The 11,255-nt window shown below is 71.9% G+C and carries 9 protein-coding genes and 1 pseudogene; all 10 read left to right on the top strand.

The genetic code is table 11. The annotated features are described in order from the left end of the window. Positions 1 to 195: 195 nt before the first annotated feature. The 10 genes and pseudogenes from LQ326_RS46180 to LQ326_RS46130 all read left to right on the top strand — a co-directional run bounded on the left by LQ326_RS46180 (position 196) and on the right by LQ326_RS46130 (position 10,881). On the top strand, positions 196 to 447 hold the full coding sequence (locus LQ326_RS46180; protein WP_234545212.1) for a Smr/MutS family protein: 252 nt from the start codon (positions 196 to 198) through the stop codon (positions 445 to 447). Positions 448 to 964: 517 nt separating this feature from the next. Continuing rightward, positions 965 to 1,801, top strand: coding sequence for an alpha/beta fold hydrolase (locus LQ326_RS46175; RefSeq protein WP_234545211.1), 837 nt, complete (start codon positions 965 to 967; stop codon positions 1,799 to 1,801). Between the two features lie 534 nt (positions 1,802 to 2,335). Then, positions 2,336 to 2,803 (top strand): SsgA family sporulation/cell division regulator, encoded by a 468-nt coding sequence (locus LQ326_RS46170; RefSeq protein WP_234545210.1) that lies wholly within the window; start codon positions 2,336 to 2,338, stop codon positions 2,801 to 2,803. 803 nt (positions 2,804 to 3,606) lie between these two features. After that, positions 3,607 to 3,852, top strand: coding sequence for a cysteine hydrolase family protein (locus LQ326_RS46160; RefSeq protein ID WP_268208430.1), 246 nt, complete (start codon positions 3,607 to 3,609; stop codon positions 3,850 to 3,852). Between the two features lie 271 nt (positions 3,853 to 4,123). Continuing rightward, entirely contained in the window at positions 4,124 to 5,809 is a 1,686-nt protein-coding gene (locus LQ326_RS46155) for an FAD-dependent oxidoreductase (RefSeq protein WP_234545208.1), read from the top strand. Positions 5,810 to 5,926: 117 nt separating this feature from the next. Beyond that, positions 5,927 to 6,527 (top strand): annotated as a pseudogene (locus tag LQ326_RS46150) (MBL fold metallo-hydrolase); the annotation flags it as partial. A 520-nt stretch (positions 6,528 to 7,047) separates the two neighbouring features. Then, positions 7,048 to 7,884 (top strand): alpha/beta fold hydrolase, encoded by an 837-nt coding sequence (locus LQ326_RS46145; RefSeq protein ID WP_234545207.1) that lies wholly within the window; start codon positions 7,048 to 7,050, stop codon positions 7,882 to 7,884. An 875-nt stretch (positions 7,885 to 8,759) separates the two neighbouring features. Further along, the gene (locus LQ326_RS46140) at positions 8,760 to 9,626 is read left to right on the top strand and encodes an MBL fold metallo-hydrolase (protein ID WP_234545206.1); all 867 of its coding nucleotides are present in this window, start codon (positions 8,760 to 8,762) and stop codon (positions 9,624 to 9,626) included. Between the two features lie 145 nt (positions 9,627 to 9,771). Next, a complete protein-coding gene (locus LQ326_RS46135) occupies positions 9,772 to 10,287 on the top strand; it encodes a hypothetical protein (RefSeq protein WP_234545205.1) in 516 nt (171 codons plus the stop codon). 264 nt (positions 10,288 to 10,551) lie between these two features. Further along, positions 10,552 to 10,881, top strand: a complete 330-nt coding sequence (locus LQ326_RS46130; RefSeq protein ID WP_234545204.1) for a hypothetical protein — start codon at positions 10,552 to 10,554, stop codon at positions 10,879 to 10,881. Positions 10,882 to 11,255 lie beyond the last annotated feature (374 nt).

Genomic DNA, 11,255 nt, shown 5'->3' with positions numbered 1-11,255 from the left:
TGGAAACCCACCGTCCGCAGGAACGGACGAGAGGCATCGGACACAAGCCGGGATCCGACTCACATACGGCGGATGTCACCGCGCACAGGTGCTGGGGCGAAGCGGCACGCACGTTGCCCCCGCGGAACCGTCTGCGATACGAAGGGATCCGTAGGCAACCATCCTTTCCGCGCAGCGCACCGGACGGCCACTCACATGCTCAGCTTGGACCTGCATCCCATCTTCCGGAACAATCGGGACATCGAACTCGCCCTGCGCCAGTTCATCTTCAAGGCGCACCAGTCGGGCGAGCCGGTCGCCGAGATCATTCCCGGCAGGGGCACCGGTCAACTGAGGGAGCGTGTCCTCGTGTTCCTGGGCCAGAAGCACATCAGGCGGCTGTACGACCGGGTGGAGGTCAGCAGCGGCAACACCGGAAGGGTGCTGGTGCACTTCGCCCGGCGCTGACGTCATGAGCCGGGCCGCGCCGGGCTCCGCCCTCCACCGGTCTTCCGGCCGCAGGGGGCACCTTCGCCCGGTCCCGGCCGAAGGTGCCGGTGCCGTCCTCGGTGCCCGGGCGTGCGCAGGGTGGGTGCATCCGCCGTTCGACTGCACGATCCTGCGTCGCGGCAAACACCCTGGAGTCCCGTTCACGCCGCCCGGGCCCGTTCGCCCAGCCCAGCACCTCGCCACGGCGCCCGGTCCGCCCGAGCGGCAGGACACGTGCGAGCCCCTCGCCGTGGGCACCGCCGCCGTCCGGTTCCGGCGTCCGCCGGGCTACGCGGAGGCTCGGTGGACGGACCGCCCAGGCGAATGAGTCACGTGTTCCCGGCCGCGTAAGTCGTTAGACGGATCCCTGGACAGCCATGCGCAAGGAAAGGTGGTACCTGTCGGCACGGCTCGAACGCGCCGACCGCCCCGGGCGGAGGCGGCGCCTGACGTCGATCCCGCCCGGGCGCGCCACCTCGCTCCGGAAGGGAACACCATGCCGTTCATCACCGTCGGCCAGGAGAACAGCACCGACATCGAGCTGTACTACGAGGACCACGGCACCGGCCGTCCGGTCGTCCTCATCCACGGCTTCCCCCTCGACGGGCACTCCTGGGAGAAGCAGACCGCGGCCCTCCTCGACGCCGGCTACCGCGTCATCACCTACGACCGCCGCGGCTTCGGCCAGTCCAGCCAGGTCACCACCGGCTACGACTACGACACCTTCGCCGCCGACCTCAACACCGTGCTGGAGACCCTCGACCTCCACGGCGTCACCCTCGTCGGCTTCTCCATGGGCACCGGAGAGGTCGGCCGCTACCTCGGCACCTACGGCTCCGATCGCATCGCCAAGGCCGCCTTCCTCGCCTCTCTGGAGCCCTTCCTCCTCAAGACCGACGACAACCCCGTCGGCGCCGCCCCCATCGAGTTCTTCCAGGGCATCTCCGACACGGTCAAGAGCGACCGCTACGCCTACTACACCGCCTTCTACCGCGACTTCTACAACCTCGACGACAACCTCGGCACCCGCATCAGCGAAGAAGCCGTCCGCAACAGCTGGAACGTCGCGGCCGCCGGCGGCTCCTATGCCGCTTCCGCCGCACCCCTCACCTGGTTCACCGACTTCCGCGAGGACCTTCCCAAGATCACCGTCCCCACCCTGATCCTGCACGGCACCGCCGACCGGATCCTGCCCATCGACTCCACCGCCCGCCCCTTCCACAAGGCCGTCCCGCACGCCGACTATGTCGAGGTCGACGGCGCCCCCCACGGCCTGCTGTGGACCCACGCCGACGAGGTCAACGACGCCCTCCTCACCTTCCTCTCGAAGTAGTCCGCAGGGGCCCCTCTCCAGAGAGGCCTGGGTGGGGCCCCCGCCGGTCGGGACGGTGCGAATCCGACGGAGTGCCGTCACTCCCACGGGGGCCGGAGGGACTCGCCTCGTGGGACCGCTGCCGCGGCGCCGCTCAGGACACGGCCAGAGCGGGTCCGGAGCGGGGACCCTGCAGTCTCGGCCGCTGCATCCTCGACTGCCCGCGGACGGATCAGGCTCCCGGACCTAGGCCTCGGCATCCGGCGAGGCTCCACACGGGCCGCCCCGGGAGAACGGGGTGAGCGAATGGGCGCCCTCACCACCCGGCGGCATCGATGGGTACGGCGGGGCACCGCGGTGGCCGGACGTCCCCAAAGGCCTGATCGCAGCATCAGCCGCTCTGCCGGGGTTCACCCCGCCCAGGTCCGGAGGACCGCCTCATTGACACCGCAGGCAGTCGTTCTACCAATGCGTGACCGGGTTGTCACGCCGAACATGACACAGGTCGGCATGAAGACAGCCGGAAGATCAACCACCGCAAGGGGAGTCCGACACATGAGAAGCGACAGAGCCCACGCCGGCCACGAGGCGTCGGCGCCGGGCGGCCCGCCGCTGCTCCTCACCACGCTCCGGCGTCTGTTCGGCCCCGAAGGCCCCTCCCCCGTGCTGTGCCGGATGCGCTACGTCGTGGACGACCCGTACGCGGTCGCGCTGGATCTCTTCGGAGACCTGGACATGGACGTCTGCGTGACCTGGGTGGTGGCGCGGGACCTGCTGGCCGGGGGAACCCGGCGGCCCAGCGGCGAGGGCGACTTCCGCGTCTGGCCCTCCTACCGGCGCACCGGCGAGCCCGCCCGTCTCTGCTTCAGCCTCATCGGGCCCGGGGGGCACGTCACCTTCGAGGCGGACCTGACGGACGTCCGGCACTGGCTCGACGCCACGTACACGCTGGTCCCCTCCGGCACCGAGCACCGGATGATCGACTGGGACACCCTGACCGCGCACTGGCTCGACCGGACGTGACCTCCTCGGCCGTGCGGCGCTGCCTGCTCCCTCCCGCCGAGCGGATGCCCGGACCGGATCGCGCGTTGGCCCCGTCGGCCACGCGGCTGTCGTGAAACAAGCGTCGGCCGGGCTGGCATCTGCCGTCCGCACTCGAAGTGCGAACGGCCGGAGTCTCGCGGCCCGCGGAAGGCTTCCGGCCAGGGTTCCCGTGGCTCCGGACGCCGACTCCCCGGTCGCGCTCCCGCAGCGCGTGCTCCGGCACCGGAGCCCTCGATGCCGGGTGAGGTCAGTCAAATCACCGATGCCGCGCCCCTTCGCCGGTGGGAGGCTGAGCGCGGCACGACCACCCCGGACGCACACCCGTACCGGTACGTCTGCCCAGGGTCCCGCCGGCACACGTCGAGCCGTGCCCCGGCCAACCCTGCCCGGACGAAAGGAAAACGCGAAGATGACCAGCTCGACCACGGCGCCTGCGCCGATCGGCCTCATCATGATCGACACGGTCAACGAGGTCTTCTCCGAGGCGGTAAGGGATATCCCGGGTTCAAGGCGGAGTTCGAGCGGGTCGCCACCCTGGACAACCTCCGGCGCCACCTCGCCGGCTTCCGGGACAAGGGCTCCCCCGCCTTCTTCTCGCCCATGTCGTACACCGACGAGGAGTACGACAACTGGAAGCACCGGTCCGGGTTCCACCGCATGTTCGACAACCAAATGTTCGAGACGGGGGGGTGGAGTGCAGAGTTCCACCCCGACTTCCGGCCCGGCCGCGGTGACGTGCTCGTCGCCCGCACAAGAATCTCGATGTCTTCGCCACCACCGATCTGGACATCCAGCTCAAGCGCCGGGGCATCGAGCACGTGGCCGTGGCGGGCATGATCGGTACGATGTGTGTGAAGTCCACCGCGCGCAGCGCGATGGAGCGTGGCTACCGAGTGACGCTCGTGAAGGACGCGACCACCCCCGACAACGGTCCCGACTCCTACGAGCAGATGGTGCAGCGCTACGCGCTGATCTCCCACAACGTCGTCAACACGGACGAGCTGCTCTGTCCTCGGCACCCGCTCTGAGGCGGTGGCCAGCCATTTCCCGGTCACGGCCGCGCGACCGCCCGCGGGGGGCGCGGCCGTCGCCCTCAATGCTCCGTCGGCCCGCCGTGAGAAGGCTGGCTACCGGCGTCCCACGCCCTGTCACGTGCATGTTGGGCGTCGGCGTCGTCCCTTCGCATGGCGCGGCGTTGGTCGGGTTTCCCGCCGTGTTACCGCGAGCGCACACATGTGCCGATCTGTGACACGTTATACGTGTCTGACGCAAAACACCTGTCAATGGAAGGCTCGGCACATGGCTACCTCATTTCCTGAAATAGGCGACCGTTCTGAGGATCTCGAGAAGGTCGCGGCGTCCCGGCTGACCGAGGAGCAGCTCACCCGGGCCCTCCGCTACGCGAAACCGGAAGAGGTGCTCGCCGGCCAGGTCCTCTTCGACATCGGGGACGACTGCGGGGACCTGGTGCTGCGCGGCACGGCCCACCTGGAGGCCCTGTGTCCCTCCGAGGCACCCGACTGCGAGGACGTCTTCTTCAGCTACGGTCCCGGGCAATTCGCCGGGGAACTCGGCCTGTTGACCGGACAGCGGCGGGGCCTGACCATCCGGGTGACCACCGCGGGCACGATCCACCGGGTGGACGCGCAGTCCCTCCGGCTGCTGATGAAGCAGGAGACTGAACTGTCCGACCTCCTCCTGCGCACGTTCCTGGCCCGCCGCCGGCTGTTGCGACTGGCCACCGAGCAGACACTGCGGGTGGTGGGCGACGCCGACTCCGCGGCGGGGATGACCCTGAGAACCTTCCTGGCCCGCCAGGGAGTCCCCTACTCCTGGGTGCCGGACGACTCCGCGGAGGGGAAGGAGATCCGGTCGGCCACCGGCACGGCCCCGGCTGATCTGCCGATCGCCCTGATCGGCCGCGACGTGCTGCCGCGGGTCACCCCCGGGTCCCTCAGCGAGCGGCTCAACCTGGCCTACCGCCGCACCGGCCGCGGAACGTCGGACCTGGTCGTCGTGGGCGCCGGCCCGGCGGGTCTGGCGGCCGCCGTCTACGGAGCCTCCGAAGGGCTGGAGACCGTGCTGCTCGACGCGGTCGCCACCGGCGGCCAGGCGGCCACGAGCGCGCGCATCGAGAACTACCTGGGCTTTCCGTTCGGTCTCAGCGGCGCCGACCTCGCCGCGCGCGCCGCGGTCCAGGCCCTGAAGTTCGGCGCCCACATCGCCAGTCCCTGCCCGGTGGTGGCCTTGGAAACGGACCGGGACACCCACGTGATCACACTCGCCGACGGCACCCGGATCCGCACCCGGGCGGTGGTGATCGCCACCGGTGCGGCCTACCGTGCGCTGCCCGTGGACCGGTGGGCCGAGCTGACCGGCAGCGGCATCTACTACGCGGCCACCGATCTGGAGGCCCAGTCGGTGGCCGGACGCCCGGTCGTCGTGGTCGGCGGCGCGAACTCCGCCGGGCAGGCGGCACTCCATCTGGCGAGGCACGCCGCGGGCGTCACCCTGGTGCTGCGCGGCGCCGACCTGGGCGCCCGCATGTCCTCGTATCTGGTGGACCGCATCGTCAGCGACCCCCGCATCACCGTTCTCACCGGCACCGAGGTGACCGGACTGCACGGAGAGTCCCGCCTGGACGGCGTGTCACTGACCGAGCGCAGAGGCGCGACGCACCGGATCCCGTGCGCGGGCCTGTTCTGCTTCATCGGCGCGGAGCCGGCCACCGGCTGGCTGACCCACGTGGCACGGGACGACAAGGGTTTCGTCCCGACCGACCGCGCGCTGACACCGGCGATGCTGGGTCCGGTGTGGGAGAGCCTGGGCCGCGCCCCGCTGCCGTACGAGACGAGCGTGCCGGGGGTCTTCGCCGCGGGGGACGTGCGGACGGAGTCGATGAAGCGGGTCGCGGCGGCCACCGGCGACGGCGCCAGCGCCGTCCGCTCGGTGCACCAGTACCTCGCCCTGGTCACCCGGCCGTGAGACGGCGGAGTCCGCTTCTCAGAGGTGGGATGCGTCCTGCTGCCGACGTGCCGACCTGAGCAGGTTGTTGTGTACGCGGCGGAGACACTTGGCCACCGCACAGGGCACGCTCCGGTACCGCACTGGCGGCAGGCCGTCCTCGTGACCCACGCCTTACACCGACCACATAGGCGGAGCCGAGCGCATCCGCTCCGCGTACGGCGCCTCGGTGCTCATGCACGAGCAGGAGGTGCCGCACGCCCGGCGCGAGTTCCTGCACCAGGTGCCGGTGGGCCAGGTGCTGGCCAATGCCTTACGCCCGGGAGTCGTGCCGTGGGCCGTGCACGCCATCCGCTCGGGCGGGACGGCACACGTGCCCGTCGCCGATCCGTCGCCGTTCCCCGCACCCGGCGCCCTGGATCTGCCCGGCGCGCCCGTACCCGTCCACACACCGGGGCACAGGGGTGGCCACTGCGCCTACCATCTGCCTCACCTCGGCCTGCCTCACCTCGGCGTCCTCGTCAGCGGGGACGCTCTGGTCACCGCCCATCCGACCTCGCGCCTCCACGGGCCGCAGCTCCTCCCGGACATGTTCCACACCAACCGTGAGCAGGCGCTTGCCGCCCTGCCGCTCCTGGAGCCGGTGGACGCCGACGTCGCCCTGCCGGGGCACGGGCCGCTGCACCGCGGCATCGTGAAGGAGGCCGTCCTACACGCCCGCGAGCGGGCCGCGCGGTAGCCCATGGCCGGTCCGCCGGACCGGCCGCGGGCTCGCGGAGACCCACAAACCATCCACAACGCCGGAGGATGCTGAGACGGCGGCGCTGACGCGACGCCCGGCCGCGCAGAATTACCGGGCTCCCGGTTCCCCGGTGACCGGGCAGCCGAGGTCCACCGCCCGTCGCCGCCCTCGCCGGCACGAGCCTCGGCTCGGGAGCTGCCCATGGCCACGTACCGGGCCGGGAGCCGCCCTCGCCGGCCGTCTCCGCGGCACCGAAAGGGCGGCGGAGCCGACAGTTCGTCCCGGCAGGCGCCCCCCTCCGGGGCGGGACCCGCGGCGTCCGGCGCACCGGTCACCGCCGGCCCCGCGCGGCGGTGACCGGTGATCCGAGCCGCCGGTATGCCGGGTTCCCTTACCGGCACACCGACCGATAACGGACAAACCCGGCCTCCGCGACAGGCACCCGACTCGACGGCGTGTCGCCTGACCCGCCGGGCGCACAGACCGGCCACACACCACCCGATGACAGGAGTCACCCGTGACCACCTACCTGGCCGACTCGGCCGAGACACGCTACGTCGACGGACCCGACGGCGAGCGCTTCGCCTACCGTCGTTTGGGACGCGAGGGGACCCGCCCGCTCGTGATGCACATGCGTCTGCGTGGCACCATCGACCACTGGGACCCGATGTTTCTCGACCTGCTGTCCGCGGAGCGTGAGGTCATCATCTTCGACAACCGCGGCACCAACTTCTCCACCGGCAGCGCGCCGGTGACCATGGACGGGCTGGTTCGGGGCTCTCTGGCCTTCATCGGCGCCCTGGGCCTGACCGACATCGACGTGCTGGGCTGGTCCATGGGTGGCATCGTCGCCCAGGGTGTCGCGCTGGCCGCGCCGGAGCTGGTGCACCGTCTGGTGGTGGCGGGCAGCTCGCCCGGTGGTGTTCCCGACCTGCCCGCCCCGCCGGCGCGTGTCGCCCAGACCACCGGCAAGCCGGACAACGGCGACGAGGACTTCCTCTACCTCTTCTACCCGGAGACCGAGAAGGCGCGGGCCGCCGGCCTGGCGTCCCTGCGGCGGCTGGACCACCGGCTCAAGCAGTCGAACGCCGCGGTGAGCGACGAGGCCTTCCGTGGTCAGCTGGCCGCCATCGGCAGCTTCAAGGGCTACTGGGAGCGGCAGGAGGAGCTCACCCTGCCCGTCCTGGTCGCCAACGGCGCCCACGACGTGATGATCCACGCCTACGCCACCTATGCGATGTCGCAGCGGCTGCCCAACGCCAAGATCATCCTGTACAGCGACGCCGGGCACGGGTTCCTCTTCCAGCACCCCGAAGACTTCGCCCACGAGGTCAACCGCTTCCTCTCCCTCTGAGAACCCGCGCCGCCGCCTGGCGCGGCGGCGCGGCTGCACCTCCGCGCTCACGACATCCGCACGAGCGTTCAGCCGCGACCCCCTGCATCCCACACCCGGCCGGCTCCGGTGACGGACACAGGGGCGCACTGCTCCCCTCCCCGGCCCGCCGTGGCCCGCATGCCGTGCCCGGGAACGCCCTCACCGTCGGCCGCGCCACGACCGCGCTCACCATCCGCGTCGCCGGACGCGAGCCTTCCTGTGGCCTCAGCGGCTTCGCGGCCCGAGCCGGCTGCGCACAGACGCTGCCCAGGCGACGAGAAGCCCAAGCAGCGATCGGCGGCCGGCAGATACCGGCGTGACGGCCCGGTGATCGCGGCGGAAGGAGCGGGCTCACCCTCGCTCCCCCGTCCGCCGTACCGAGCAGCACCTCCCGGTGCCGGCCGGACGGACCCGGTCGGCACCGGCACAGGCGCGCCGCCCGGCCCCCAGTCGGGCCGGTGCCTGGACGGCTCCCGCATGACGATCATGGACCCCGCATCCCGCGCGGACGCGGCACCGTACCCGCGTGGCGGGGCCGGGCCGCCCATGCGGACATCCTCAAGCCGTTCGGACGGCTCGTCGCCGTGCACGACTAAGCACGGGTCCCGCGCAGCGGGACCGCTCCAGCAGGTCCGGGCGGCGGCCTGGCCGAGCCGGTGAACCGCACGCCGCCGACGTGAGCACAAACATTCCACTGACCGCCTCTACGGTGGCACCGGACGCACTGGAACCACCACCGCGACGCGGACCCAATCGAGGGCTGTGCCGGGTGGCGGGGCCCGGCGTTCGCACCGGGCCGGTCGCACCAGCGGATCGCCCGGCTACGGTCCGCCCACGGGAACGGAGCAGCGCGGATGCTGTCGATCGACGTCTTCACCAGCGACTACAAGCCCATCGCCGGCACGGTGCCCGGCTGGGACGCACGGCAGCGGGCCACTTGGCCCGCCAGCACGGCGACACTCGTGCACGGTCCACGCGAGGCCGCGCTCGTCGACGCGCTCATCACGGCCGGCGAAGCGCGCGATCTCACCGAATGGATCCGGGCCACGGGCAAGGTCCTGACCACGGTTTACGTCACCCACGGCCACGCGGACCACTTCCTGGGGCTGTCCGTCGTCCTCGACGCCTTCCCCGACGCGGTCGCCGTGGCGCTCCCCGAGGTGGTGCCCCTCGCCGAGGAACAGCTGAGCGGCCCGTACCTGGCGTACTGGGAGTCCCTCTTCCCCGGGAGCCTGCCGGACCGGCAGGTGGCTCCCCGGCCCCTGGCCGACGACGTGATCGGCGTCGACGGACACGAACTGAGGCCGGTGCGGGTGGGTCAGAGCGACACCGACCCCTCCAGTGTGGTGCACGTGCCGGATCTGGACGCAGTGGTGGGCGGCGACGTCGCCTACAACGGAATCCACATGTGGCTCGCGCAGACGGACCGGGCGGCGCGCAGCCGCTGGCAGCGCGCCCTGGACACCGTGGAGCACCTGCGTCCCCGGCGGCTGGTCGCCGGGCACCAGCACCCCGGTGCCGACGAGAGGGACGTTGCCGGGATCATCGCGGCCTCCCGCCGCTACCTCACCGACTTCGACGCCGCGGTCGAGACCGGTGGCGGTGCCGCCGACGTGATCAGAACGATGACGGCAGCGCACGGTGAGCGGGGCAACCCGTACACGCTGTACGTCTCGGCCACCTCCCAGTACCCGGCGGAGGCAGCGGACGGCTCACGCTAGGTCCTGTCGTCGCACTCCCGCCGTCCGCCCGAAGGGCGGCCCCTGCGGCGTCAGGTGCCCGACGTACGCGGGCGGCAGGCGGAACGCTCCTCCACCGGCTCCGGCCGGGCCGCACCTGCCACCCGTGCCGCAGCCGCCGCACCCGGTGAAGAGGAGTCGGAAGCCGCGGCCGAGCAGGGCCTACGCGGCACGGTCAGCGCTCACGGACGCGCCACCGGCCCTCGCGCGGGCCGCGCGGGCCGGCAAGCCGTTCCTGATGGTCGCCGCCTTCGCCGGTGCCGTTCTGGCCTCGGTGCCGCTGATCTCGCATCACGGCGGCCGGACCTCCTACGAGGGACTCGGGCAGCAGGTCCCCGTCGCCTCCGAGACTCCGGGCGCGGCCGGCGACGGGACGGCGACCGTCACCGACGGAGCGCCGAGCCTCGAGCCGCTGCGGACCCAGCGCAGGGCACCGCCGGCCCGGTTCTCCCGCAGGTGGCGCCCGCGCCGGCCACGGAAGGGGACGACACTCAAGGTGCCGTCCCCGGCTCCGGCGCCGACGGCCGGGCCCAGGATCGTGCACGAAACCTCCGACGGCGCCGCACCCCGCCCTGCCCCGGCCGCCTCCGGCACGCACGACGGGCGGTCCGGCGACCCGGCCGGGCTGCTGCGTCCGTCGTAGCAAGGCCGCGGCCCACGCGTCCGGGGCCGGGCTCGGCGTCCTGGCCGGCGCCGGGAAGAACGCGTCGGCGCCGGCCACGCAGCACACAGGGAAACCGAAGCCCTCCGCGCCTTCGGGTACGGCCACGGTTTCGGCAGCGGGCAAGCCGACGGGGACCGCGACGACCAGGGCCACTCCCGCCAGGGCCGGGACCACCTCGGCCGGCCACGCCGCGACGCCGGTACGGGCCACCACCAGGGCCACGCCCGCGACCGCCGAGCGGGAGTGGAGTACGCGGGTGGTGAATGCCACCACCGTCCTCGGTCCCGGGGAGAGCGTGGCGTCGGGCCTCATGAAGATCACCATGCGGACGGACGGCACCTCGTCATCACCGACGAGAACGGGACGGTCCGGTGGTCCTCGCACACCGAGGGCACCAGGCACAAGGCCGTCTTCCAGGACGACGGTCATTTCGTCGTCTACACCGAGGGGAACGGTACGGCGTGGTCGTCCGGCACCGCCGGCAACCCCGGCGCGCAGCTGATGATACAGGCCGACGGCAACGTCGTCATCGAGTCGCGGCGCCGTCCTGTGGTCGCCGGTACGCAGCACTGACCCCGGAGCGGGGCGACACTCCACACCCAGCGGTCTGCCCCCGTCCGCGGCCCACGCCAGGTGACCGCCTGACCGCCTGAGCGCCTGAGCGCCTGAGCGCCTGAGCGCCTGAGGACGACGCCCGGCCTGCCCTGCCCGGCCGAGTGTTCGTGTCACCACTCCTCTCCTGGCACGACGTGTCGGAGAAGTGCGCCACAAACTTTCCACATGTGACGGGCATGCTCGTCGTGTGGCATCGAGCAGCCCGGCAGACCGGGCCGGCCACGGGATCGGCACAACGCCTCGGCACACGTTTGTGTCCCGTCGCCCACACACCCGGTCCGCACGCACATACGGTTCGCCAGGGAGAAGCGATGGCCTCAGAAACGCACCAC

The organism is Streptomyces shenzhenensis (genome assembly GCF_021462265.1).
Taxonomy (GTDB): domain Bacteria; phylum Actinomycetota; class Actinomycetes; order Streptomycetales; family Streptomycetaceae; genus Streptomyces; species Streptomyces shenzhenensis.
The sequence above is the reverse complement of the archived record's forward strand: the minus strand, read 5'-3'. Positions and strand labels throughout refer to the sequence as shown.

What these genes read in the sequence shown, in the direction of transcription:
- LQ326_RS46180 (WP_234545212.1), top strand. Translation starts at nt 196, where the DNA reads ATGCTCAGCTTGGACCTGCATCCCATCTTCCGGAACAATCGGGACATC.
- LQ326_RS46175 (WP_234545211.1), top strand. Translation starts at nt 965, where the DNA reads ATGCCGTTCATCACCGTCGGCCAGGAGAACAGCACCGACATCGAGCTG.
- LQ326_RS46170 (WP_234545210.1), top strand. Translation starts at nt 2,336, where the DNA reads ATGAGAAGCGACAGAGCCCACGCCGGCCACGAGGCGTCGGCGCCGGGC.
- LQ326_RS46155 (WP_234545208.1), top strand. Translation starts at nt 4,124, where the DNA reads ATGGCTACCTCATTTCCTGAAATAGGCGACCGTTCTGAGGATCTCGAG.
- LQ326_RS46140 (WP_234545206.1), top strand. Translation starts at nt 8,760, where the DNA reads ATGCTGTCGATCGACGTCTTCACCAGCGACTACAAGCCCATCGCCGGC.